The following is a 24,112-nucleotide window of genomic DNA, read 5'->3' on the forward strand; positions in this document are numbered from 1 at the left end:
CCTTCGCGCCCCTCTGTCCCGCCGGCACCAAAGGAGCCGTCGCGGCGCCGTTGTTGCTAGATCACATTCAATTCCCTAAACGCCCGCCCTTCGGCGACACGGATGTACCCAAACGCGGAGCAATCGACCGTGCGGTAGCCGCCATGCACGAGAAGCTCGGCCAGCGCCTTGCCGACCGCCGGGGCCTGCTGCAGACCGTGGCCTGAAAATCCGTTGGCGAAGAGGAAATTTTTCACCTGCGGATGCGGGCCGATGACCGCGTTCTGGTCGAGGGTGTTGTAGTCGTAATGGCCGGCCCAGGCGCGTGTCGGCTTGATCGCCTCGAAGGCCGGAATGCGGGTCGCCAGCACCGGCCAGATGACCTCTTCGAACAGCGGCCAGTCGACCTCGAAATCCTGGGGATCGGCCGGGCCGTCGCCCTCTTCCGGCTCGGCGCCGCCGGTGAGATAGACCGAGCCTTCCGGCCTGACATAGATGCCGGAGGGATCGACCAGCAGCGGCATGTCGGCATATTTTTCGCGCGCCTCGAAGACGAAGACATTGCGCTTGCGCGGCTCGACCGGCAGCGCCAGCCCGGCGAGAGCGGCGACCTTGCCGGCATTCGGCCCGGCGGAATTGAGGACGGTGCCGGCTTCGATCGTCTCGGCATTGTCGAGCCTGACGCTGGTGACACGGTGGCCCTGCCGCTCGATGCCGATGACCGAGGCGGTCATAAAGTCCACGTTCTTGCCGCGCAGCGCCTTGCGGAACAGCGTCAGCATCGCATGCGCGTCGAACCAGCCTTCGCCGCTGCGGCCGTAGGAGCCGGCGGATATACCTTCGGTCGACAGCCAAGGGAAGCGGCGCGTCAGCTGATCCGCGTCCTCGAGCAGGATGTCGGCCCCCTCGGCGACCTGCGCTTCGTGATTGGCATACAGGATCGGCAGCCCGTTCTCGCTAGCGAGAATGAGAAAGCCGCCCTCGCGAAAACCGATGTCGGCGTCCGCGCCGAATTCTTCCTTCAGCCGCCGGAACAGTTTCATGGTGAACTGCGACAGGCGGATGTTCTGCGGGATCGAGAATTGCTGGCGAATGGAGGCGCAGGACAACGTCGTTGCCGCGTGCGCGAACTGCGGATCGCGCTCGATCAGCGCGATCGAGCCGGAAAACCCTTCATCGCGCAGATAGTAGGCGATCGAGGAGCCGACGATGGCTCCTCCGATGATAACGATGTCGTAACGCACTTTTTTGTCGCCTTTCCGGTAACCGCCCGTGTCGATCACACAGCCGTCAGCATGATGTCGAAGCGCGTGCCGCGGCGGGCGCGGGCCTAGCGAGTTGAAAAGGGTTGCCGCATGCGCTTGATCCAGCGGCGCTCACGCAGCTGCCGGTCCTGCCTCACGCAGCAAGTCGTCGGCTCTGTCCTTCTTCTCCCAGGTGAACTCAGGCTCTTCACGGCCGAAGTGTCCGTATGTCGCCGTGTTGCGGTATATCGGGCGTACGAGATCAAGCATCTTGATGATGCCTTTCGGTCGGAGATCGAAAACATGCGAATCCAAACATGAGGCCCTGATCCCGCCCTTGCTCGAGATCCTGCCATCGTCCTTCATCAACGCCCTGGCTGATGTCGGGCGACTGCCCGGTGAGAGCCAGAACGACGGCGCAATTTCGACCATCAAAGCCGATGGCATCGTCGTAGCCAATATCGAGTATCGTATCGCGGGCGACTTGGGTGTAATCGATGTGCGCATGGCTGGTACCCTCGTCCTGCTGGCTTTGTCATTTCGCGCTCTTCGCAAATGCTGTTTGGCGGCGGAACATAAAACGGCACCAGATTTCTGCCGCCACTGATCTCGCAAGTTGTGATGAGCGTACCATTGACAGCGATTTGCGCTCGCAACGATTCCATGAATTTCTTTGAAGGATCTGTTGCAACGCTAAACAACAACGCAACGAGATTGGCGGGGGCCTGGTAAGACGGCAAGCTGGAACTGGTTGGCCAAGAGGGAGGCGATCGGCGCACCTTTCCCCAGGCGACGTGCTAACTTGCATCGTGCACCTCATCCGCCATTTGCTAAATGTTTAGTCCCGGCATTTGCTGGAGCGGATTGAAAGTGAACGCTCGGGCTGGGAAGCCCATGCCTTCCAGATGAACTCGCAGGGCGTGAGGCCCTTGAGGGTCTTCAGCTTGCGGCCGAAATTGTAGGCCGCGACGAAGTCGGCAAGATGCCGACGCAGTTGGTCGCGATCGTCGTAGTGGAAGCGCTTGACGGTTGCGTCTTGATGGTCCGGTTCATTCTCTCGACTCTTCTCGCCGGCCTGTCGCCGTCGACATCTGGCAATCGGCCGATGCTTGCCTGCAGACAGTGGTGGGAGCGCGTCAGATGCGGGACGTCGGCTGCAACGCGTAGAGGCAATCGTCGAGCGGCAGCAGCCTTGTTGCGGCGGAAGGCCACAACAACGGTTTTCCTCGACACACAGAACTGTCGACTCCCTGGAGCCGGTGGACAGATCGGCGGTCGAATTCCGCTTCTCCACTTCGCGACCGTCTTGGGGTTGATGCCATAGCGCTCCGAAAGCGACCTCAGGCTCGCTTCACCTAGCCCATAGTGCATCCTTTGAGTCGGACGAGAATGGCGAAATTTCTTTTCCGCGACATGCAAGCAAGAAGGCTTCAGCCAATGGCGGTTTTTCGATAATCGGCCGTGTCTATCCCATGCCGTTTCAGCTTGTCGTAGAAGGTCTTGCGGGGAACTCCCAGGACTTCGATCGTGCGCCTCACGTCGCCGCCGCATTCCTGCAAGGCATCGCGGATGACAGTCGCCTCATAAAGGCTGACCTTCTCGGACAAGTGGAGGCTTGATACCGCTTGTTCCTTTCGACCTGATGCAATGGGCGTGCCTAGCCTTTCAAGTCCCAATGCAACGCGATCGGCGAAATGCACGAGTTCACGGACATTGCCGGGCCAATTGTGGCTCACGAGGCGATCGCGCACGCCAGCGCTTATGTCCGGAACTGGCCTGCTGAAGCGTTTGGAGGCGCGTTCCAGGAAATGCCCAAAGAGCATCGGGATGTCTTCGCGCCTTTCGCGAAGCGGCGGGATGCGGAGCGTCACCACATTCAGCCGGAAATAAAGGTCTTCCCGGAAATCTCCGCGGGCGGCCGGATCGCCGAGATCGGCCTTGGTAGCCGACACGACACGAAGGTCGATGCTGCGGGTTTCGTTCGTGCCAAGCGGCGTGATCTGTCGGGTCTCAAGCACCCTCAGAAGCTTCACCTGGAGTGCTGGCGGCATCGACTCGATTTCGTCGAGGAAGAGCGTCCCTCTGTTCGAATGCTCGATGCGACCGGTCCTGCGCCTCTGCGCGCCAGTAAAGGCGCCTGCCTCGTGCCCGAAAAGTTCGCTATCGATGACGCTTTCGGGCAGCGCTCCACAATTCAGGGCAACGAAGGGCTTCGTGCGTCGTCTGCTCCAGCGGTGAAGCAGATCCGCGACCACCTCCTTGCCCGTGCCCGTCTCGCCTTCCACAAGGACATCCACATCAGTATCGGCGATCTGGCGGAGAGTTTCGCGCAATCGAATCATGGTCGGTGCCTCCCCGATCAGCGGGATATCGCCCGCAGATCGGACAACCGCATCCCTAAGACGTCTGTTTTCCAGGACCAGGCGCCGTTTTTCCGAAGCGCGATGCAGCGTCACGAGAAGCCGGTCGTTCGCATATGGCTTCGAGATGAAATCGTAGGCGCCATCCTTGATGGCGGCAACGGCCAGCTCGACGTCGGCATGCCCGGTGATCAGGACAACCGGAATTTCCGGGTCGATCGCCTTCACTCGCTCGAAGAGCTGAAGTCCGTTCAGCCCGGGCATACGGATGTCACTCACGACAGGGCCATCGAAGTTCCCGTCGATTCTGGCGAGTGCGGCCTCGGCCGAACCGAACACGCTCGGTGAGAACGAGGCAAGCTTCAGCATCTGCGTGGCTGCGCGAAGCACATCCTCGTCATCGTCGATAAAAATGACCGGTCCTGATTCAGCACTCATGCCGCTCGCCTCAGCTCGACCGTGAAGGAAGTCCCTCTCCCGTGGCCGGCATCATCATGCCGCAACGAGCCGCCGAGCTCACGTGCGATCTCTTGCGAAATGACCAGGCCAAGACCGAGACCCTTTTCCTTGTTGGTAACGAACGGCATGAAGAGGCTCCTGCGAATGTCGGGGGCAAGGCCGGGGCCGTTGTCCCGAAGGGAAATAGCGACCATTTCCCCGTTTTCGGCGAGCGCTATCTCGACGCGGGGCTTCGGTTGATCCTTCAGAGCGTCAAGCGCGTTCTGGAGAAGGTTGACGAGTATCTGCTCCAGTCGCATGCGGCTTGCCATGACAATTGGAGACGGATCGATCCGCTTCCGTTCAATCGTCACCCCGGAATCGCGAATTCGGCCTGAAAGAAGCGACAGAGCGCCGTCGATCGCGTCGTCCGCCAGTATCGGTCCCATCGATCCGCTGGCGCGGCGGGAAAAGGACCTTAGCGTTTCAGTGATCGTGCCGATCCTGCCGGTTATGGCGACGATCGAGGTCAGATTCTCGGCGGTTTCTTGCGACCGGCCGATCCCTAGAAGACGCGCGGCATTTTCAGCATAGGTGCGGATTGCGGCGACCGGCTGGTTGATCTCGTGGGCGACCCCGGCCGTTATCTGTCCCAGGATTGACAAGCGGTTCGCCTGGGCGAGTTCCTCGCGCAGGCGACGCACTCTTGCTTCAGCGTTCTCTCGCTCGGCGATCTCACCGGCGAGCGCTGCGTTCGAGCTCTGGAGCTCCGCCGTGCGCAGTTCGACGCGATGCTCCAGTTCCGCATTCAGCAATACAAGCACTTCTTGCCGCTGCCGGGCCGCCCGCCGCCGTCGAACAATGATGAAAATGACGAATCCAACGAGAACGAGGGCAAGCAGCGTTGTCACGCGGGCTGTCATGACCGCCGAGGAGATCTCGGTGTCGGCGGGGATGAGCAACGACATGCGCCAGCCCGGAACTGCTTTGCCGAGATCCTGCGAAACCGCAACGAAACCGGCTGATCGACTCTCAGGAGTTGCGGTGACCAGGTTGTCGCCGCGGCGGGAAAGCGGCACCGGCTCGAAAGTCACGCCCGGTAGCTGCAGACGATCGCGAGCGGTTTGCTTCTCCTTTGCGGAAAGCGGTGAGAGAGCGCCAAAACGCCATTGGGGCACGCTCGTGGCAAGAACCACGCCTCGCTCATCGGTCGTGAAGACCACGAAGCCGCTCTCCAGCCAACGCGACTCGACGCGGTCGAGCTCCACCTTCACCACAACCACACCGAGCGGCCCCTCCGGCCCATCGACCCGGCTCGACAGATAGAGACCAGGGCGCGCGCTAACCGTGCCGAGCGCATATTGCATAGCCGCGCCATCCGCCATCGCCTCGGTGAAGTAGTGGCGAAAGCGGTAATCGCTGCCGACGAAACTGGTCGGCTCGCCGGCGTTGCTCGCAGCAACCGCTACGCCCTCAGGATTAATGATGTAGAGTATAGAAGAGCCGGCGTCGCGCGCGATGGCGCGAAGCTTCTCATCAAGCGCGGCTTCGTTGGCAGTGCTCGGACTGCGAAGCATCTCCTGAACGGCACCGTCGCGTGCCAGAACCAGCGGAATCATTCGCTGCTTCTCGATCTCTCCTTTCAAACTGTCGGCTGCAAGCGGGAACGCGGCAAGAGCACGGTCGCGTAGGGCATACTCTGCTCTGGTGCCGGCGATGCGTCCCGTTGCAAAGACGACGAAACAGAGCGCCGCACCAAGAATTGCAAGCAAAACCACAAGCCAGAGAGATCGACCGCCGGATCTACCAGGGAAGACCAATGGGGCGCGCTGGAAGGCGCCATTACCCATGTCTTCTTCTTCTGCCATCGTATTCTTAAAACCGATCATTGACGAACCATAGTGCGGGGTTCCGCCAGAAGGGAAGGCGATCCGTGCGGAAAACCGCACAATCTTGCTGCGCGATTTGTTGAAGATACCTGAGGCTCCGGCGATTTCCGCGCTCTCTTGGCTTGGCACGGCTATTGCGGTCAACAACGCAGCAGCGTTCGACCGGGGCGCCGCGATGGGAGAAGCCGCGGGGAGGAACAGCCCGCCCCAAACCGGTCAGGGAGAGAAAACTTACATGTTGACCCCACTGGCTCCAAGCGTAAAGCGCGCACCCCGCAAGACCCTTTTTGCCAAGCCTTACGTGCAGGTGCTTGTCGCAATCCTCCTCGGAGTTGCGGTTGGCCATTTTTATCCGCAAATCGGAGAAAACCTGAAGCCGCTCGGCGATGCCTTCATCAAGCTCGTCAAGATGATCATCGCGCCCGTTATCTTTCTGACCGTGTCGACTGGAATTGCCGGCATGAGCGATCTTCAGAAGGTCGGCCGTGTTGCCGGCAAGGCGATGGTCTATTTCTTCACCTTCTCGACGCTCGCGCTTATCGTCGGCCTCATCGTCGGCAATGTCATTCAGCCTGGCGCCGGCCTCAACATCGATCTGACCTCGCTCGACGTCCAAGCCGTCAATGGCTATGCCTCAAAGGCCCATGAGCAGTCCGTGACCGGCTTCCTCATGAACATGATCCCGACCACGATTGTCGGCGCCTTTGTGGAAGGCGACATTCTACAGGTGTTGTTTTTCTCCGTCCTCTTCGGCATCGCGCTGGCGATGGTCGGAGAATCGGGCAAATCGGTTCTTTCCTTCCTTCAGGACCTCACTGCACCCGTTTTCAAATTGGTCGGCATCCTGATGAAAGCCGCGCCGATCGGTGCTTTCGGAGCAATGGCCTTCACGATTGGCAAATATGGCATCGGTTCGGTAGCCAACCTTGCGATGCTGGTCGGGACCTTCTATCTCACGGCCTTCCTCTTCGTATTCGGGGTTCTCGGTGCAGTCTGTCGCTACAACGGCTTCTCGATCTTTTCTCTTATCCGCTACATAAAGGAAGAGCTGCTGCTGGTCCTCGGAACGTCCTCCTCCGAGGCTGCGCTGCCCTCTCTCATGGAGAAAATGGAAAAGGCCGGCGCCAAGCGCTCGGTCGTGGGCCTGGTTATCCCGACCGGATATTCCTTCAATCTGGATGGCACCAATATCTACATGACCCTCGCCGCCCTTTTCATCGCGCAGGCGACGAATACGGATTTGTCAGTTGGCGATCAGGTCCTGCTGCTGCTCGTCGCGATGCTTTCCTCCAAGGGTGCAGCAGGTGTCACGGGTGCCGGCTTCGTCACGTTGGCCGCGACGCTCTCCGTAGTGCCGGCAGTTCCCGTTGCTGGAATGGCGCTGATCCTTGGCGTCGATCGCTTCATGTCGGAATGCCGGGCACTGACGAATTTGGTCGGTAACGCGGTGGCATCGCTCGTCGTCGCCCGCTGGGAAGGCGAACTGGATCAGGCGCAATTGAAAGCTGCATTCTGCGGCCACCAGCCTGCCGAGACATCAACCGGCCAGCCACTGAGAACGCCCGCGCCGAGCAACTCGGCAGCATCGCTGCCGGTTGAATCGCCTGGCTGGTCCCAAACGCCGGACGATCGGGCCGCGGGTTCCAAACAAACTCTCGCGGGCCGATGAAATCAAGAATCCCGAAATGCAGTGGGTGCAAAATCATCTGCGCCTTGCGAAGGTCTTGCACCGGGCACGACACACAAGCCATCGATGATGCGCTTAATGCCTCCGAAGTTTGCGACGGTTCGTGGAACCGGGCGTGGAGCTCGATCGGAGCCGTCGGCACGGCTGAACAATTCGCCCACGCTCTACGTCTCGGCTTCTACCTCGCACCATGCCACGACAAGAATTCGGTAGCGAACAGGATCAATGCAGGAATGACAGATTTTACTGAATCGACCTTTGCCGGGACTCTTGATGTCGTTTAATCAGACTCGAACAATGGCGAAGCGACCCATAATTGCTGATATCGCCCGGGAAGCCGGGGTTAGTGTTGCCACCGTTGACCGAGTTCTGAATGCCCGTCATCCGGTGCGGAAGGAGACTGCGCAGCGGGTCTTAGCGGCGGCACAGGCCATCGGATATCACGCCGCAGGTCTTATCAAGCAGCGCCTGCAGCCGGACCTGCCGCAATATCGGCTTGGCTTCATCTTGAGAAAACCGACTCACCACTTCTACCAGGGCTTCGCGCGTGAGGTCGAAGCGGCGGTCAACGCGGCGAAGTGCTTCCATGGCACTTCGCTCATCGAATTCGCGCCGTCGCACATGCCATGCGACCTTATTCCATTGCTCAAGGAATTCGGAGCGCGCTGCCACGCGATCGCCATGGTGGCGCCGGACCATCCGGCGATCACGGCAGCCGTCCAAGAACTCAAGGCAAAAGGCATCCCCGTTTTCTCGCTGCTTTCCGATTTCGCCGAAGGTGTTCGTGAGGGTTATATCGGCCTCGACAACCGCAAGGTCGGGCGGACGACAGCGTGGATGCTTTCAAAGGTCGCAAGACGGCCGGGCAAGGTGGCGGTTTTTGTCGGCAGCCACCGTTTTCAGGGGCAGGAGCTGCGGGAGGTCGGCTTTCGCTCCTATTTCCGTGAGAATGCACCGGCATTCGAGCTGCTCGATCCGCTCGTGAACCTTGAGGCACGGCAGATCACCTACGAGGCCACGCTGGATCTCATGCAACGGGAACCCGAACTCACCGGCTTCTATGTGGCCGGCGGAGGTATGGAGGGAGCGATCTCCGCGCTCCGTGAAGAAGGCGAAAGCCGGGGTCTCGTCGCGATCGTTAACGAGATCACGCCGGAGTCACGGGCTGCACTCGCAGATGGCATGATCACGATGTCGGTCGCCACGCCCCAGCGCCTGCTTTGCCAGGAACTGATGACGCTGATGGCCCAGGCCATCAAGGTCGGCACTTCGGAGACGCTTGGGCAGACTTTTCTGCCGTTTGAGATCTATCTGCCGGAAAACATCTGAAAAACTGATAAAATACTATCATGAGAGCCTAATTTCCTTTCATTCATGAAAGAAAAGCAGCGGGAGTTTGATTGACTCACCTGCCTCATTCCGGTCTCGTTTAACAACGAATGATTGCTGCGCGGCGGAAGCCAGTCAGCCGAGAACGATGACCCGCACTTCATGAAGAGAGAGGAAAGCCATGCGTCAAGCATCGCTCCGCTTTGCGATCGACCGCATGACGCCGCCCCATCTTGCCAGGGCCGCACTTGCTCGCGGCCCGGGCCTGACTGGCATCGACATTAGCTATCATCTCGATGGCAATTTCATTGCGCGCGAAAAGCCGGCTGCAGACGTCCGTCTTGCTGACGGATCAATCGTCACGACTATCTTCATCAACGCCTTTTCGTGTTTCAATGAATCCCCGCGTGCAAGGGCGAGGCGAGCAAACTCGTCGATTGTGCAGCGGCCTGCGGAGCGAAGACGCCGACGAATGCGATTCGCCAAGGACATCCACGCGCTGGACAATAGGCGCACTTGCCTCGGGCATCGATTTCATGGCGCGAGATGGATGATCACATGCACGATACTCGCAACTGCGAGCAAAGTGCCAGGCAGATCTCGTCACGCTGCATATCGCTTCCAAAAATGAAAAGCCCTAATTCAAAGTCCGAGATGAATAACGTGGTCCCTATTGTGCCGTTGCACCAGAGGGCGCCGGACATCTTTGAAACGTCGACAGCGCTCACCGCTCCCTCTGGGCTGGAAGCCGCGTTGGCCAACGTCGTCGACCTCCTGCCATCGTTGGTGCAGGTGCGGCACGGCATCATCTCGCTCTGCGACGGTGCCGGCATACCGGACATGACCGTCGGCGCCGGCTGGAGCGAAGGCAGCGATGAGCGCTACCGCAAGCATCTGCCACGGGCGGCGATCGACCAGATCATAACGACGGGCATGGCGCTCGTCGCCGAGAACATAGCGTTGGATCCGGCTTTCAACGCCGCCGACAAGGACGTGCTCGGGGCGTCCGACAACATGAAAGTGTCGTTCATCGGCGTACCCATTCGCGTCGATGCGAACGTCGTGGGCACGCTGACCATCGACCGCATCCTGGACAACAAATCAGGCTCCCTCCTCGATTACGACCTGCGCCTCCTTACCACAATCGCTAATCTGGTTGGACAGACAGTGAAGCTGCATCGCCTGTTCGCGTCCGACCGCGAGCGACTGATGGCCGAAAAAATCCGGATGCAAAAGCAATTCGGCGAACTAAAGCAGCCTGGGCATGAGGGCAAAAGGGCTCATGTCAAGGGGATCATTGGCGACAGCCCGGCGCTGCGCGGGCTGCTTGAGAAGGTCGCGTTAGTAGCCAGGTCCAACAGCACCGTTTTGCTGCGCGGGGAATCGGGGACCGGCAAGGAGCTGGTCGCCAAGGCCGTTCACGAGATGTCGGGACGCGCCAAGCGGCCGTTAATCAAGCTCAATTGCGCAGCGCTCCCTGAGACAGTCCTGGAATCCGAACTGTTCGGTCACGAAAAGGGTGCCTTTACCAGTGCATTCAACTCGCGCAAGGGGCGCTTTGAGCTCGCCGACAAGGGAACGTTGTTTCTGGACGAGATCGGTGAGATTTCGGCCTCGTTCCAGGCAAAGCTGCTGCGCGTGCTGCAGGAGCAGGAGTTCGAGCGCGTCGGCAGCAACCAGACGATTAAGGTCGACGTTCGCGTGATTGCCGCCACGAACAGGAACCTGGAAGACGCGGTTGCAAGGAATGAGTTTCGCGCCGACCTTTATTATCGCATCAGCGTTGTTCCCTTGCTGGTGCCGCCATTGCGCGAAAGGCGCGGTGATATTCCGCTCCTTGCCGCTGAGTTTCTCAAGAATTTCAACAGCGAGAACGGCCGTACGATGGTCTTCGATGCGAGTGCGACTGAAGTGCTGATGAACTGTGCTTTTCCCGGAAATGTCCGCGAGCTTGAAAATTGCGTGCAGCGCACAGCGACCCTGGCAGCGGCAGCGTCAATCGGCAGAAACGACTTTGACTGCTGCCACGGCCGATGCCTTTCCGCGATGCTATGGAAGCACGCATCGAAGGAGACTGCGCCGAAATCGGAGCCGATCGCACCATCGTCACTGAACCCGGCCATGCAATCGTCTGGTGCTTTTGCTTCGGCCGCCTTTGGCGGCCCGCCCGTTGACAGCGAGCAGGCACTGCCAGCGCCTGTTCGGCTAGGCCTCGTAAGCGACGCGACGATGACCGATCGCGAGCGTCTCATCGCGGCCATGGAAAGATCCGGCTGGGTACAGGCAAAGGCAGCGCGCCTGCTTGGACTGACGCCGCGCCAGATTGGCTACGCGCTGAGGAAATACGGTATCGAGATCAAGAATCTCTGAACCGGCTCGCGGACCTCAAGCAGGGCCGCGAGATAGCGCGCGAGGAGAATAGCTGGGACAATGAGCGTTGATTGGTACGGCTCGGACCTCCGTCGGTGAGACGTTGCAGCCGTCCTGTTGGCGCCGGCCGCAATCCACGGCCCGCTCGACCGCACGGCGCTTGGTATCCCAATCAAGTTGGCGAGAACGCAGCGCCGTCATGGTCGGTCCGATGGCCATGTCGCTCCGCCGGCCCCGTGCCGGATGTCTCGCGATTGAAACGGAGAACAGTACGCCGTCAACCAGCCTAACCGGAGTGGTGTAGGTCGTCAGGCAGATAAGCGCCGTACTGCCTTTCGCGCACGGATATCCGGCGGCGTGATCGCCTTTCACGAACCAGCGACGCTCAATCGACGTCTCTCCTCACCCAGCGTCACCCACGGCGAGTGTCGCGTTTGGCATATTTTTGTGCAGGCGCGAAGAGGTAAAGTCGCCACAGCGCGTGGTGTTGACGCGACGATTGGTATGATACAGAACAGAACTAAATCGGTTTAGACAGTTCGCGCGGAGGCCTACCCAAGTGGGTCAGGAACCATGGATCAGGCCAAAGGACCAAGGAAAGGCAGAACCATAGGCAAGACCAACGATGTCAACGCCGACCTGATCGCAGTCGTGGTCGCCGTGAACGACGCTGGACCATGTGTTCTGACCATCGAACAGGGGGCCGCTCTTCCCTCGGGCCCGTTTGAGCTCGCTCATCGTTCGCTCCAGTCGGGGCTCAGGGCATGGGTAGAACTGCAGACCGGTCAGCCTCTCGGTTATATCGAGCAGCTCTACACCTTTGCCGATCGCGATCGGGTCGGCGCCAACCAGCGCGTGATCTCGATCAGCTATCTCGCACTCACCCGCGAAGAAGATGCGGGCGCCTCGGGCAGGCGCAGTTGGGCCAGCTGGTACGACTATTTTCCGTGGGAGGATCATCGCTCCGGCAGGCCCCCGATAGTGCTGGAAGAATTGCGGCCGCGCCTTATCGAATGGGCGGACGGCGCGGACGACGGCGCGACGCGCTTCGATCGCCGACGGCGAGCGGCGGTTGCCTTTGCCTTGGACGGCCGGGCATGGAACGAAGAGCTCGCGCTGCAGCGCTACGAGCTGCTCTACGAAGCCGCCCTGGTGGAGGAAGCAAAGCGCGGCGGAGTTTTGGCCATCCTCGCTTCGGTGCCGGGCAGATCGATGATCGCCGATCACCGCCGCATTCTGGCAACGGCTATTGCGCGACTGCGCTCCAAAATCAAATACCGGCCTGTTGTGTTCGAACTGATGCCGCCGCTCTTCACGCTTTTGCAGCTACAGCGAACTGTGGAGGCGCTCTCCGGCAGGCTCATCAACAAGCCGAACTTTCGCCGGCTCATAGAGCAGCAGGAACTGGTTGAGAAGACAGGGGCGACGACCGCCGAGACCGGCGGCCGGCCGGCGCAGCTCTACCGCTTCCACCATACTATTCTCGACGAGAGGCCTGTGGCCGGCACAAAATTGCCGATCGCACGGGCTTGACACCGCTTATAGTCACAACGATTATATACGCCTTATAATCAGGTAGACTATAACTGGAGGCTCGATGAGCGCCGTCCTGCCTTCGAGCGCCTCACTGTACGACCGCGTTCGGCGCGTTATCCCACCGATCGAGTGGCCGGTCTTCGTCGAGGATATCGATGCAATCCTGAAACTGAAGCGACAGCGCAATGCCGTCATCCTGGCGCATAACTACCAGACGCCGGAGATTTTTCACTGCGTGGCTGACATCGTTGGCGACAGCCTGGCGCTGGCCCGCAAGGCCATGACGGTCGATGCGGACGTCATCGTGCTCGCGGGCGTGCATTTTATGGCCGAGACCGTCAAGCTGCTCAATCCGGACAAGACCGTGCTCATCCCGGATCTCGGCGCCGGCTGCTCGCTGGCGGACTCGATCACGGCCGAAGACGTGCGCATGATGCGGCAGCGCTATCCGTCCGTTCCGGTCGTCACCTACGTCAACACCTCCGCCGCGGTGAAAGCCGAGTCAGACATTTGCTGTACCTCAGGCAACGCGCTTGCAGTCGTAAAGTCGCTCGGCGCGCCGCGTGTGATCATGCTGCCCGATGAATATCTGGCGAAGAACATCGCGGCGCAGACCAAGGTCGAGATCATTGCCTGGAAGGGGCGCTGCGAAGTGCATGAGCGTTTCTCGGCGGCCGACATCCGCGAGTTGCGTGAGGCCCATCCCGGCATCAGTGTACTTGCCCATCCCGAATGTCCGCCTGAAGTGGTCGCGGAAGCCGATTTCGCCGGCTCGACGGCGGCGATGTCCGACTATGTCGCTTGGCACAAGCCGGCGCGTGTGGCGCTGATGACGGAATGTTCAATGAGCGACAATGTCGCGGTCGAGCATCCGGACGTGGATTTCGTGCGTCCCTGCAATCTGTGCCCACATATGAAGCGCATCACACTTCGTAACATCCGCACCGCGATCGAGGAGAACCGCCACGTCGTCACGATCGATCCTCATGTCGCTGAACGGGCCCGCTGGGCTGTGGAACGCATGCTCTTTGTATGACGGCGGACATTCATCACATTGGCGGAGCGCCGGTCATCATCGGGGCCGGTATCGCCGGGCTCATGACGGCGCTTCACCTGGCGCCGCAACCAGTCGTTCTGCTCTCCAGAAGCCCACTCGGGACGGAGGCCTCGAGCACCCTCGCGCAGGGCGGCCTCGCAGCGAGTCTTGGGGAGGACGACAGCCCCGACCTGCACCTCGCCGATACGCTTGCTGCCGGCGATGGGCTTTGCGACGAACAAATGGCCAGGCGGGTGGTAGAGGCCGCACCTCAAGCCGTCGAGAACCTTATTCGTCTTGGTGCTCCTTTCGACCGGTCGCTGGACGGGAGGCTGCAGCTGGGCCTGGAAGCGGCGCATTCGCGTCGCCGCATCGTGCACGCCGCCGGCGACGCAACCGGCCGCGAGTTGTTTCGGGCGCTACTCGGCGTGGCGCGGCGAACCCGTTCGATCACGATCATGGAAGGCATGACAGCGCTTCGCTTGGTTGTCGCGGAAGGGAGCATTGTAGGGGTGGTGGCTGCCCTGCACGGCGGCGTGTTCGCATTGCCCACACGCCGCGTGGTGCTGGCCACCGGTGGGATGGGCGGCCTGTTTTGCGACACAACCAATCCGCTCTCCACATTCGGGCATGGCCTGGCGCTGGCCGCCTGCGCGGGCGCGGAACTAGCCGATCTCGAATTCGTGCAATTCCACCCAACGGCCCTCGACATTGCGCGCCGGCCAATGCCGCTTGTCAGCGAAGCAGTGCGTGGCGAAGGCGCGGTGCTGATCGATGAGCACGGCCATCGCTTCCTGGCAGATACGCCCGGGGCAGAACTCGCATCGCGCGATGTGGTCGCGCGCGCGATCTCGGATCAGCTCGCAGCCGGGCATGGCGTCTATCTCGATGCCCGACATTGTCTCGGGCAGAAATTCGCAAGACGCTTTCCGGCAATCGACGCTATTTGCAAGCATGCCGGCATCGATCCGGCGGTGGAACCCATTCCCGTGCGGCCCGCTGCTCACTATCACATGGGCGGCGTGGCCGTTGACGCCGATGGGCGAACTTCCGTTAGCGGCCTGTGGGCCTGTGGCGAAGTCGCATGCACGGGACTGCATGGCGCCAACCGGCTTGCCAGCAACTCGCTGACCGAAGCGGTTGCAACCGCCGCCTGGGTGGCTGAAAGCGTCGCGGCTACCGCTGCGGGTTGGCAGTGGCCTAGGCTTCCCGCAACTGTTCCCATTCGGCCCGACCCTTCACCTATTCGCCCGATTGTGTCCAATGCGCTTGGCATTGTTCGGAATGGGAAATCACTGCGCGACACGGTCGCGACACTGCTGCCGATATCTGTTTGCGAGACGGCCGCGGCCGATCCGGCCCTGGTGGCATTGTTGATGGCGATCGCCGCGCTTCGGCGCGAGGAGAGCCGCGGCTCCCACTATCGATCCGATTTCCCTGGCCGCGATGCCGCCGCCCTCCCCTCACGACTGACGCTCTGCACAGCTTTTGAGAATGCCGTCACGCTCAGATGGCAAGCATCCGAACGGAGCCTTTGACATGACTTCACTTGCACCACTTCCCCAGATCATCATGGAGCCCATCGTGCGTTGTGCCCTACTTGAAGACCTGGGCAGAGCCGGCGACATCACGAGCGATGCGATCATTCCCGCCGATTGCAAAGCGACGCTGGCGTTGAATGCCCGGCAGGGAGGCGTTGTTGCCGGGCTCGACTTGGTCATGTTTGCCTTCCTGCTGGTCGATCCCGGGATCAGCATCCAGCTGCGTTGTCCTGAGGGCGGCAAGGTTTCGGCCGGCCAGACCATCGCGATCGTAAACGGGCCGGCGCGCAGCCTGCTGACGGCGGAGCGGACGGCGCTCAATTTCTTATGCAAACTCAGCGGCATCGCGACGGCAACGGCTACGCTCGTAAACGCGGTGAGGGGCCATCACGCAAAAATCGTGTGCACGCGAAAGACGACGCCGGGCCTGCGCGTCCTGGAAAAATATGCGGTACGAGCGGGCGGCGGTGCCAATCACCGGTTCGCGCTCGACGACGCCGTGCTCATCAAGGACAACCACATCGCCATTGCCGGCGACATTCGCACTGCAATCGAGCGCGCGCGCAGCGCCATAGGTCACATGGTCAAGATCGAGGTCGAGGTGGACAGGCTGGACCAGTTGGAGATCGCGCTTACAGCGGGCGTCGACGCCGTGCTCCTCGACAACATGTCGGTCGAGGACCTTGCGCAGGCTGTGGCTATGGTCGGGGGCCGTGCGATCACCGAGGCTTCAGGCCGGGTGACGCGGGCGAGTGCCGCGGCAATTGCGGCGACCGGCGTCGACCTCATATCGGTCGGCTGGCTTACCCACAGCGCGCCCATTCTAGACATCGGTCTCGACATGCCGGCCGACCGAAATTGCAACAGGCATCTGAACTGATGGAGAGGACATGAGCCGGGATCGCAGGAACTCCTTTGGTCGCAGGCTAACCTGCATCGGCACGTCCCCGGTTCCACCAACAGCCGACGCAAGCCTGCTCGGCGACAAGCGCCACGCTTCAACAACGGAGGCGGGAACGACGGACCAGCAAGGCACAGAAAGCCGCGTCGCAGCCCTTGGCGTCATCATCTGCCGACTCGACGAGATGCGCCAGTTGGCGGCCTCTCACGGCCTGGAACTTCTGGGTTATCTGCTGGACGTCGCCTTCACCGAATCCTGCGACGCGATCAGAAAGGAGCATTCCTGCGCTCAAAGTAAAACAACGGAAACCGAAATCCCCACGGATGACGTGAGTTGAGCCTGCGGGCAGCAGTTGGAGAATCCGCTTCAAGCGCGCCACCGCTCGCGTTTCGATAGAAGACTTCCCGCTGGCATGCGCCTTGTCTTCAACATCCACTGCAACGCTCCAGGTCAAGGACGGAAGATTAGGAGAACAAGACCGTTATGAACGAACTCAGCCCAGACCTGACCTCGGATCCAATCGGTTGGGCGCTTCCCCCCTGGACGCGAGCGGAAGCCCAGGCGGTCTACGACCTGCCTTTCAACGACCTTTTGTTTCAGGCGCAGACCCTTCACCGGCACAATTTCGATCCCAACAAGGTCCAGCTCAGCCGGCTTCTCAGCATCAAAACAGGCGGATGCCCGGAGGATTGCGGCTATTGCAGCCAATCGGCACATCACGAAAGCGGGTTGAAGGCGTCAAAGCTGATGGAGGTCCGGCACGTCATCGCCGAGGCGACCAAGGCCCGTGACGCCGGCGCCACCCGCTATTGCATGGGCGCTGCCTGGCGAAACCCGAAGGCGCGCGACATGGACGCGGTGGTGGCGATGGTCGAGGGTGTCAAGGCACTCGGTATGGAGACCTGCATGACGCTCGGCATGCTCGATCTTGAGCAGGCCGCTCGTCTGAAAGAGGCCGGTCTCGACTACTACAACCACAACATCGACACCTCCGAGCGCTATTACTCAGAGATCATCTCGACGCGCACGTTTGCCGACCGGCTGGATACGCTCGCCAATGTCCGCGACAGCGGCATTAAGGTCTGTTGCGGCGGCATTGTCGGCATGGGCGAAGAGCCGGTGGACCGGATCGACATGCTGGTGACGCTGGCCAACCTGCCGGAGCACCCGGAAAGCGTGCCGATCAACATGCTCATCCCGATCGAGGGCACCCCGCTTGCCGAGGCTAAACCCATCGAGCCGATCGAATTCGTGCGCGTCATCGCGCTGGCGCGCATCATGATGCCGAAATCGCATGTCCGACTCTCCGCCGGCCGCACCGCCATGACCGATGAGATGCAGGCGCTGTGCTTTTTTGCCGGCGCCAACTCGATCTTCGTCGGCGACACACTGCTGACGGCGGACAATCCCGGCGAAGACAAGGATACTCTGCTGTTCCAGCGTCTCGGCATCGAGCCGATGGACCTCGAGACGCAATGAACGAGGCACTTCTTGCCCGGTATGACGCGTCCTTGCGCGGACTGGCGCGCAAGGACCGGCTGCGGACGCTGTCGCCACGTGCCGGGCTCGACTTTTCCTCGAACGACTATCTCGGTCTAGCTGCCTCCAAACGACTTGGCGATGCGGTTGCGGCAGCAATTGCGCGAGGCACGCCGGTCGGCGCCACCGGGTCGCGGTTGTTAAGGGGCAACTCACCGGAGCACGAGGCCCTGGAGGCAGACGCCGCGGCGTTCTTCGGCGCCGAACGCGCGCTGTTCTTCGGCAGCGGCTATATCGCCAACTTCGCTCTGCTGACGACGCTGCCGCAAAAGGGCGACCTCTTGATCCTCGACGAGCTTGCTCATGCCAGCATGCATGAGGGGGCCCGCGCTGGCCGCGCCGAGTTCAAGCTCGCCGCGCATAACGACATCGATGCTGTCGAGGATGCGATCACCCGCTGGCGCGCCGAAGGCGGCATGGCCCGCATCTGGATCGCGGTCGAAAGCCTCTACAGCATGGATGGCGACCGCGCCCCGATGGCGCGCCTTATCGCGCTTGCCGATCGGCACGAGGCATTCCTCGTCGTCGACGAGGCGCATGCCACCGGCATCTGGGGACCGGACGGCCGCGGGCTGGCCGCCGCTTTCGAGGGCCGCGACAACATTGTCGCACTTCACACATGCGGCAAGGCGCTCGGCGCGTCCGGCGCACTCGTCACCGGGCCGGGAACGCTATGCGACTATCTCGTCAACCGCTGCCGGCCATTCATCTACGCCACCGCGCCGTCGCCTCTGATGGCGGTGGCAGTGCGCGAAGCGCTGGCCATGCTATCCGACGAGCCCCAACGCCGTGTCCAGCTTCAGGAGCGCGTAGCCTTCGCGGGCCGCCAATTGGCCGAGCGCTGCGGCGTGAAGCCCAGCGGCTCGCAGATCCAGCCCTTTGTCATCGGCGACAACAGGCGCACCATGGCGGTGGCGGCGGCGCTGCAGACGCGCGGTTTCGACATACGCGGCATTCGTCCGCCGACCGTACCCGAGGGCACATCGCGACTGCGCATTTCGCTGACGCTCAACGTCGACGAAGCCGACATTTCCGCCATGGTCGAGGCGCTCGTCGAGGTGCTGGCCTCGACATGACCAAGCGCATCGTCATCACCGGAACAGATACCGGAATCGGCAAGACGGTGTTTTCGGCGGGATTGGCCGGCTTCCTCAACGGCTTCTACTGGAAGCCGGTGCAGTCGGGCCTCGACGGCGAGACCGACAGCGAGGTTGTTGCGCGGCTTGCCGGCCTTCCGCCGGGGCGCGTGCTGCCGGAAGTGTATCGCCTGAAGGAGCCGCTGTCGCCGCATCGTTCGGCCGAACTCGATGGCGTCGCGATAGACGTGGCAAGGCTCTCGCTTCCGGACTTGCCGGGTCCGATCGTCATCGAAGGTGCCGGGGGACTGATGGTGCCGCTCAACCGGCGGACCAAGTTCATCGACATATTCGCTCAGTGGCGGGTGCCGGTCATCCTGTGCGCCCGTACCAAGCTCGGCACCATCAATCACACCTTGTTGTCGATCGAGGCCCTGCGGGCTCGCTCGATCCCGCTCGTCGGCATCGCCTTCATCGGCGATGAAGTGGCCGATACGCAAAGGACAATCGTGGAATTCAGCGGCATACGCCAGCTTGGCAGGCTGCCGCTGCTCGATCCGCTGACGAGTGAGACGCTGAGGGAAGCGATGGTTGCCGGCTTCGACCTCGCAGCGATCGCAGGAGGCGAGTGATGTCGCAGTCTCAAGTCTGGCATCCGTTCACCCAGCACGCGCTCGAGCCGGCTATCCCTGAAATCGTCAGGACGGAAGGCGCCTATCTCTACAAGGCTGACGGCACACGTATCCTGGACGCCATTTCGTCCTGGTGGGTCGTCACGCATGGCCACCGCCATCCCCGCATCATCAGGGCCATCGAGACGACCGCGTCGAGCCTCGACCAGATCATCTTCGCGGGCTTCACCCACGAGCCAGCCGAACGCTTGGCCAGGGCGCTTGTCGGGCTCGCTCCCACCGGTCTCGACTGGGTGTTTTATTCCGACAGCGGCTCGACCTCAGTCGAAGTCGCGCTGAAGATGGCGCTCGGCTATTTCCGCAACATCGGCGCGCCGCGCTCGCGCATCGTCGTCATGGAGCACAGCTATCATGGCGACACCATCGGCACGATGAGCGTCGGCGCCCGAGGCGTGTTCAACGCCGCCTACGAGCCCTTGCTGTTCGAGGTCGACACAATCCCCTTCCCGGCCTCCGGGCGCGAGCAGGAAACGCTGGATCGTTTCGAGGCCGTCAGCCGTGACCGGCGCGCGGCCGCGCTGATCGTCGAGCCGCTCGTGCTTGGCGCCGGCGGCATGCTGATGTATCCGGCCTCGGTTCTCACCGAATTGAAGAAGATCGCAGAAACCTCCGGAACTCTGCTGATCGCCGACGAGGTGATGACCGGCTGGGGGCGCACCGGGACCATGTTCGCCTGCGAGCAGGCGTCCATATCTCTTGATATCCTGTGCACCTCGAAGGGCTTGACCGGCGGTGCCATCCCGCTGGCCGCCACACTTGCCACCGATGCCATCTTCCAGGCCCATTATTCCGAGGACCGCACGAAGACGTTCTTCCACTCGAGTTCCTACACCGCCAATCCGATTGCCTGCGCGGCAGCACTTGCCAATGTCGAGATCTGGCGCGACGAGCCGGTGGCCGAACGGATCGCGACCTTGAGCGCGAAGCAGGCCGCCGGGCTGCAACGCTTCCGGGACAATCCATATTTCACCGACTGCCGGGCGACCGGCACGATCGCGGCACTCGATCTGCGCACCGGCTCAGCCGGCTATCTGGCCGAGATCGGACCGAAGCTCCGCGCCTTCTTCCTCGAGCGCGGCCTGCTAGTGCGCCCGCTCGGCAATGTCCTCTATCTTCTGCCGCCCTATTGCATCACCGGCGAGGAATTGGACGGGCTCCATGACGCCATCGAGGAGGCCGGCGAACGCTTCGGCACAAAGCCATGAGCCGATCGTCGCGCGTCCTCGGGTTTGGTCATCATGCGCCGTCGCGCAAGGTCGAGAACCCGGAAATCGAAAACCGTCTCGGGCTAGAACCCGGCTGGATCGAGCGGCGCACCGGGATACGTTCGCGCTTCTGGGCAACGGACCAAGACACGCTGTCTGGTCTTGCCACGCAGGCTGGCGACATGGCTTTGGCGAACGCCGGCATCGACCGCAGCGACATCGGTCTTTTGTTGCTTGCCACCTCGACACCCGACCACCTTCTGCCGCCCAGCGCACCCCTGGTCGCGCACAAACTCGGCCTTGGCCGCGCCGGCGCCGTCGATCTGACCGGCGCTTGCGCCGGCTTCATCTATGCGCTGATGTTTGCCGACGGCTTCACTCGTCTGCATGGGAAGGCGAGCCTTGTCATTGCCGCCAACATCCTCAGCCGCCGCATCAATCCGGCCGAGCGCGCAAGTTCGGTCCTTTTCGCCGATGCCGCCGGCGCCCTGGTGATTGGTGCGTGCGAGGACCCTGATCTAGGTATTCTCGGCGCTTCGGTGGATTCGGACGGCTCGCGCTACGGGCTGATCCAGATCCCGGCCGGCGGAAGCAGCATCCCATTCCATGACGATCTGGATCTCGGGCAAACTCGGATGACGATGACCGACGGACGCGAAGTGTTCGCCAAAGCTGTTGAGATGATGACCGATTGCTCTACAAGCGCGCTTGCCGTTGCCGGAGTGCGACCACAGGACATCGATCGGTTTGTGCCGCACCAGGCCAATGCCCGCATTTTCGATGCGGTCGGGCGAAACCTCGGCATCGCCGATGAAGCGATCGTCAAGACGATCGCCGAGTATGGCAACTCTTCCGCCGCGACGATCCCGCTCTCGCTGTCGCTCGCCCATCGGGCGGCGCCGTTCCGGCCAGGGGAGAAGGTTCTTCTGGCGGCCGCGGGTGCGGGTCTTAGCGGCGGTGCGATCGTCGTTGGAATTTAGCCGCGCGAACCGAACTGCCAAGACTGACCTTGAACGATGAATACAGGGACAACGACCAATGCGAAAACTAGTCGCCGGCAAGCTGCACGGCATCCACGTCACCGAAGCGAACCTCAACTACCATGGTTCGATAACGCTCGACCCCGACCACTGCGAGGCAGCCGGGATCCTGCCGATGGAATTCGTGGAGATATGGAACAAGAATTCCGGTGCGCGGATTTCGACCTATGTCATCCTCGGCGAGCGCGGTTCACGGTGCTGCATCCTCAACGGAGCGGCGGCTCGCACCTGTCAGCCCGACGACCCAATTATCGTCTGCAACTCCATCTACCTGGACGAAGCGCATATCACCTCGCTGAAGCCGCGCATCGTCACGTTCGACCAGGATAACTACATACTCGACCGCCTGAGCTACTCCGTCGATCTTGACACAGACGGCCGTTACAGTTTCTCGATCCTTGATGAGGCGAATGAAGCTTTGGCAATTCCAGCCTTGGTTTCCGGGGCGTGAGCCGCGCTCCGCAGATGTGCGAGCCTCGGCACTGAAGAGCGTCTGGTCTAAGACTCGACGAAGTTGCTGAAAAAGGCCGATGCCCACTGCGCCTTGGGCACCGTGGGCCTTCGTGGGATGGCGCAATGTCTCGCAGCTGCTGATCCGCGAACAGCGGTTTGCATGTCTGACCCTTGTCTCAGGTTACTTGCGGTGGCGGCTTGCAAATTCTCTCTGCTTTCTCAAGCGCCGCGGCTGGGTCCTTGACGACCTGGCTTTTCATGATCTTTGCCGCCGTGTCGATCAAGCAGGCCACCGTCTTCCGCATCGGCAGCGGTGCCAACCATCATCGCGAATATGGCTAGCCGAACGGCCGCAAGCAGCATTGAGGTGGGCCTTCGGCAAAGTGTTTCTCGCCGGCGCCAAGGCTCGCCAGCCATCCGACGCCTGATCGCGTTACATATCAGGTTCGTCGATCGGTGGCTTGGCAGCAAGACCGAGCCTGGCTCGTTGGCCATCGGCGTAATTTTCGGCGGGAAACTGTGTCTTGAACCGAAGAACTGTCAGTTTGCCGTCCTCGACAATATGAACAACCCATCCCCCACTACAACGCTTGACCCGCACGTCATTAGGTTCGCCAGCCACCATTGCTGCCCTCATTTTCGTTGCCCTTGGGCTGAGACTGGAAGTCGTTCCCGCACATCGGAAAACATAGGACCTTACGTAACGTCAAGCCCCGATTTTGGGATAGCCGATGCCTTGTCGATTTCAGGGTGACGGCGATTCTGGTCCGCAACGTCCGTGAGTGCTCAAATCGATTTAGATGCGCAGATTCTGCATGTTAATTCAGCCTTGTTATCCACAACTAACGTGAATGGGAACGCGTATTCAGTCCGAGTACCTCTGCAAAAAATCTGCCGCTCTGGTGAGGGGAGCGGGCGATCAGGGCGTGTGAGGTGCTGACGTCAAACGCGAGATTCCGGAAGATTGATAAAATCGTTTGTTTCGATGAGATGCATCCACCCTGTGGATAGAAATACAGTCCCATGAACGGGCAAGCCTCTGGTGCGGGAGATGATGCTAAAGGAGACATCCCGCATGGCCACTCCACGCAAAAGCTCGGCACGTCTCGGCGCTACCAAATGCTCAGCCCCTCACCTCGCTCTCTACGGTGCGACGAAGCGCGCTGGCAGATCGCGGAAGGCACAATGGTTACCGATCCGCAGGGTGGATTCATCCTGTGGGTCGAGCCTCCGAACACCATCGATTGGCTCGACTCTTTCAGGGCTGCATCGTCCGGAAAATCGTGATCGCCCACCCTCTTGTCTTGACTAGCCCCCGCCTGGGGCTTATCTCGTCGCATTGTTAGCGCTCGCCCTTGGTGAGTGCTAACCGCAGGCCGGCATAGCCGAGCTTTGTAAGTTATCCGGCGTCGCCGGACGCTTTTCTCACCGTTCTCATCGAGGAAGAAAAAATGGCAAAGTCGAAGTTCCGCCCGCTTCATGACCGCGTGGTCGTTCGCCGGGTCGAATCCGAATCCAAGACCGCCGGCGGGATCATCATCCCGGATACGGCAAAGGAAAAGCCGCAGGAAGGCGAGATCATTGCTGTCGGCTCCGGCGCTCGTGACGAAGCCGGCAAGCTCGTCCCGCTGGACGTCAAGGCCGGCGACCGCATCCTGTTCGGCAAGTGGTCGGGCACCGAAGTCAAGCTCAATGGCGAAGACCTTCTGATCATGAAGGAATCCGACATCATGGGCATCATCGGCTGATATCAGGCCTTTCCGTCAACTGAATTCCCGGGCTCAATCCAAGCCCTTG

The 24,112-nt window shown here is 61.2% G+C and carries 20 protein-coding genes and 1 pseudogene; 16 read left to right on the top strand and 5 right to left on the bottom strand.

What is annotated here, in order from left to right:
- Nucleotides 1-56 precede the first annotated feature (56 nt).
- Nucleotides 57-1,223, bottom strand: a complete 1,167-nt coding sequence (locus EB235_RS33660) for an NAD(P)/FAD-dependent oxidoreductase (RefSeq protein WP_027033165.1) — start codon at nucleotides 1,221-1,223, stop codon at nucleotides 57-59.
- 132 nt (nucleotides 1,224-1,355) lie between these two features.
- Complete coding sequence (locus EB235_RS35050; protein WP_432443013.1) at nucleotides 1,356-1,589, bottom strand: methionine adenosyltransferase domain-containing protein; 234 nt, start codon at nucleotides 1,587-1,589, stop codon at nucleotides 1,356-1,358.
- On the opposite strand from EB235_RS35050, the gene EB235_RS35055 reads away from it, so the two are divergent.
- The gene (locus EB235_RS35055) at nucleotides 1,498-1,830 is read left to right on the top strand and encodes a hypothetical protein (protein ID WP_245268978.1); all 333 of its coding nucleotides are present in this window, start codon (nucleotides 1,498-1,500) and stop codon (nucleotides 1,828-1,830) included. The genes EB235_RS35050 and EB235_RS35055 overlap by 92 nt on opposite strands.
- 223 nt (nucleotides 1,831-2,053) lie before the next feature.
- Here EB235_RS35055 and EB235_RS33675 read toward each other — a convergent pair.
- The 3 genes and pseudogenes from EB235_RS33675 to EB235_RS33685 form a co-directional block, all read right to left on the bottom strand.
- Nucleotides 2,054-2,576 (bottom strand): annotated as a pseudogene (locus tag EB235_RS33675) (IS3 family transposase); the annotation flags it as partial.
- Nucleotides 2,577-2,653: 77 nt separating this feature from the next.
- On the bottom strand, nucleotides 2,654-4,021 hold the full coding sequence (locus EB235_RS33680; RefSeq protein ID WP_027033163.1) for a sigma-54-dependent transcriptional regulator: 1,368 nt from the start codon (nucleotides 4,019-4,021) through the stop codon (nucleotides 2,654-2,656).
- Nucleotides 4,018-5,871 carry a sensor histidine kinase gene (locus tag EB235_RS33685; protein WP_051371163.1) on the bottom strand — a complete coding sequence of 618 codons (1,854 nt, stop codon included), beginning with the start codon at nucleotides 5,869-5,871 and terminating at the stop codon, nucleotides 4,018-4,020. The genes EB235_RS33680 and EB235_RS33685 overlap by 4 nt, the downstream gene beginning before the upstream one ends.
- Nucleotides 5,872-6,145: 274 nt before the next feature.
- Here EB235_RS33685 and EB235_RS33690 point away from each other — a divergent pair, with 274 nt between their 5' ends.
- The 15 genes from EB235_RS33690 to groES all read left to right on the top strand — a co-directional run bounded on the left by EB235_RS33690 (nucleotide 6,146) and on the right by groES (nucleotide 24,063).
- Nucleotides 6,146-7,579 carry a dicarboxylate/amino acid:cation symporter gene (locus tag EB235_RS33690; protein WP_027033161.1) on the top strand — a complete coding sequence of 478 codons (1,434 nt, stop codon included), beginning with the start codon at nucleotides 6,146-6,148 and terminating at the stop codon, nucleotides 7,577-7,579.
- A 315-nt stretch (nucleotides 7,580-7,894) separates the two neighbouring features.
- Complete coding sequence (locus tag EB235_RS33695) at nucleotides 7,895-8,926, top strand: LacI family DNA-binding transcriptional regulator (protein ID WP_010913552.1); 1,032 nt, start codon at nucleotides 7,895-7,897, stop codon at nucleotides 8,924-8,926.
- A gap of 654 nt (nucleotides 8,927-9,580) precedes the next feature.
- Nucleotides 9,581-11,296, top strand: coding sequence for a nif-specific transcriptional activator NifA (nifA, locus tag EB235_RS33700; protein WP_161634539.1), 1,716 nt, complete (start codon nucleotides 9,581-9,583; stop codon nucleotides 11,294-11,296).
- 573 nt (nucleotides 11,297-11,869) lie between these two features.
- Nucleotides 11,870-12,829: an NUDIX hydrolase gene (locus EB235_RS33705; RefSeq protein WP_027033159.1), complete on the top strand. Its 960-nt coding sequence runs from the start codon at nucleotides 11,870-11,872 to the stop codon at nucleotides 12,827-12,829.
- Nucleotides 12,830-12,893: 64 nt separating this feature from the next.
- Nucleotides 12,894-13,868 (top strand): quinolinate synthase NadA, encoded by a 975-nt coding sequence (gene nadA, locus EB235_RS33710; RefSeq protein WP_027033158.1) that lies wholly within the window; start codon nucleotides 12,894-12,896, stop codon nucleotides 13,866-13,868.
- Nucleotides 13,865-15,406, top strand: coding sequence for an L-aspartate oxidase (locus EB235_RS33715; RefSeq protein ID WP_027033157.1), 1,542 nt, complete (start codon nucleotides 13,865-13,867; stop codon nucleotides 15,404-15,406). The genes nadA and EB235_RS33715 overlap by 4 nt, the downstream gene beginning before the upstream one ends.
- Nucleotide 15,407: 1 nt before the next feature.
- On the top strand, nucleotides 15,408-16,289 hold the full coding sequence (gene nadC, locus EB235_RS33720) for a carboxylating nicotinate-nucleotide diphosphorylase (protein WP_027033156.1): 882 nt from the start codon (nucleotides 15,408-15,410) through the stop codon (nucleotides 16,287-16,289).
- Nucleotides 16,290-16,299: 10 nt separating this feature from the next.
- Nucleotides 16,300-16,647: a hypothetical protein gene (locus tag EB235_RS33725; RefSeq protein ID WP_027033155.1), complete on the top strand. Its 348-nt coding sequence runs from the start codon at nucleotides 16,300-16,302 to the stop codon at nucleotides 16,645-16,647.
- A gap of 146 nt (nucleotides 16,648-16,793) precedes the next feature.
- Nucleotides 16,794-17,789: a biotin synthase BioB gene (gene bioB / locus EB235_RS33730; protein ID WP_027033154.1), complete on the top strand. Its 996-nt coding sequence runs from the start codon at nucleotides 16,794-16,796 to the stop codon at nucleotides 17,787-17,789.
- Entirely contained in the window at nucleotides 17,786-18,925 is a 1,140-nt protein-coding gene (locus EB235_RS33735; protein WP_027033153.1) for an 8-amino-7-oxononanoate synthase, read from the top strand. Before bioB ends, EB235_RS33735 begins: the two co-directional genes overlap by 4 nt.
- Nucleotides 18,922-19,557 (top strand): dethiobiotin synthase, encoded by a 636-nt coding sequence (gene bioD / locus EB235_RS33740; protein ID WP_027033152.1) that lies wholly within the window; start codon nucleotides 18,922-18,924, stop codon nucleotides 19,555-19,557. The genes EB235_RS33735 and bioD overlap by 4 nt, the downstream gene beginning before the upstream one ends.
- On the top strand, nucleotides 19,557-20,822 hold the full coding sequence (locus EB235_RS33745) for an adenosylmethionine--8-amino-7-oxononanoate transaminase (RefSeq protein ID WP_027033151.1): 1,266 nt from the start codon (nucleotides 19,557-19,559) through the stop codon (nucleotides 20,820-20,822). Before bioD ends, EB235_RS33745 begins: the two co-directional genes overlap by 1 nt.
- A complete protein-coding gene (locus tag EB235_RS33750; RefSeq protein WP_027033150.1) occupies nucleotides 20,819-21,802 on the top strand; it encodes a beta-ketoacyl-ACP synthase III in 984 nt (327 codons plus the stop codon). The genes EB235_RS33745 and EB235_RS33750 overlap by 4 nt, the downstream gene beginning before the upstream one ends.
- A 58-nt stretch (nucleotides 21,803-21,860) precedes the next feature.
- Nucleotides 21,861-22,313: an aspartate 1-decarboxylase gene (gene panD, locus EB235_RS33755; protein ID WP_006333949.1), complete on the top strand. Its 453-nt coding sequence runs from the start codon at nucleotides 21,861-21,863 to the stop codon at nucleotides 22,311-22,313.
- A gap of 1,453 nt (nucleotides 22,314-23,766) precedes the next feature.
- Nucleotides 23,767-24,063 (top strand): co-chaperone GroES, encoded by a 297-nt coding sequence (gene groES, locus EB235_RS33760; RefSeq protein WP_006203049.1) that lies wholly within the window; start codon nucleotides 23,767-23,769, stop codon nucleotides 24,061-24,063.
- The last annotated feature ends 49 nt before the right edge of the window (nucleotides 24,064-24,112 follow it).

The organism is Mesorhizobium loti R88b (assembly GCF_013170845.1).
GTDB lineage: Bacteria > Pseudomonadota > Alphaproteobacteria > Rhizobiales > Rhizobiaceae > Mesorhizobium > Mesorhizobium loti_B.

Coding starts and splice junctions, on each gene's coding strand:
- EB235_RS33725 (WP_027033155.1), top strand. CDS start 16,300: ATGAGCCGGGATCGCAGGAACTCCTTTGGTCGCAGGCTAACCTGCATC.
- EB235_RS33685 (WP_051371163.1), bottom strand. CDS start 5,871: ATGGGTAATGGCGCCTTCCAGCGCGCCCCATTGGTCTTCCCTGGTAGA.
- EB235_RS33750 (WP_027033150.1), top strand. CDS start 20,819: ATGAGCCGATCGTCGCGCGTCCTCGGGTTTGGTCATCATGCGCCGTCG.
- bioB (WP_027033154.1), top strand. CDS start 16,794: ATGAACGAACTCAGCCCAGACCTGACCTCGGATCCAATCGGTTGGGCG.
- EB235_RS33745 (WP_027033151.1), top strand. CDS start 19,557: ATGTCGCAGTCTCAAGTCTGGCATCCGTTCACCCAGCACGCGCTCGAG.
- panD (WP_006333949.1), top strand. CDS start 21,861: ATGCGAAAACTAGTCGCCGGCAAGCTGCACGGCATCCACGTCACCGAA.
- nifA (WP_161634539.1), top strand. CDS start 9,581: ATGAATAACGTGGTCCCTATTGTGCCGTTGCACCAGAGGGCGCCGGAC.
- EB235_RS35055 (WP_245268978.1), top strand. CDS start 1,498: ATGATGCCTTTCGGTCGGAGATCGAAAACATGCGAATCCAAACATGAG.
- nadC (WP_027033156.1), top strand. CDS start 15,408: ATGACTTCACTTGCACCACTTCCCCAGATCATCATGGAGCCCATCGTG.
- nadA (WP_027033158.1), top strand. CDS start 12,894: ATGAGCGCCGTCCTGCCTTCGAGCGCCTCACTGTACGACCGCGTTCGG.
- EB235_RS33680 (WP_027033163.1), bottom strand. CDS start 4,021: ATGAGTGCTGAATCAGGACCGGTCATTTTTATCGACGATGACGAGGAT.
- EB235_RS33735 (WP_027033153.1), top strand. CDS start 17,786: ATGAACGAGGCACTTCTTGCCCGGTATGACGCGTCCTTGCGCGGACTG.
- EB235_RS33695 (WP_010913552.1), top strand. CDS start 7,895: ATGGCGAAGCGACCCATAATTGCTGATATCGCCCGGGAAGCCGGGGTT.
- EB235_RS33690 (WP_027033161.1), top strand. CDS start 6,146: ATGTTGACCCCACTGGCTCCAAGCGTAAAGCGCGCACCCCGCAAGACC.
- EB235_RS35050 (WP_432443013.1), bottom strand. CDS start 1,589: ATGAAGGACGATGGCAGGATCTCGAGCAAGGGCGGGATCAGGGCCTCA.
- EB235_RS33715 (WP_027033157.1), top strand. CDS start 13,865: ATGACGGCGGACATTCATCACATTGGCGGAGCGCCGGTCATCATCGGG.
- groES (WP_006203049.1), top strand. CDS start 23,767: ATGGCAAAGTCGAAGTTCCGCCCGCTTCATGACCGCGTGGTCGTTCGC.
- EB235_RS33705 (WP_027033159.1), top strand. CDS start 11,870: ATGGATCAGGCCAAAGGACCAAGGAAAGGCAGAACCATAGGCAAGACC.
- bioD (WP_027033152.1), top strand. CDS start 18,922: ATGACCAAGCGCATCGTCATCACCGGAACAGATACCGGAATCGGCAAG.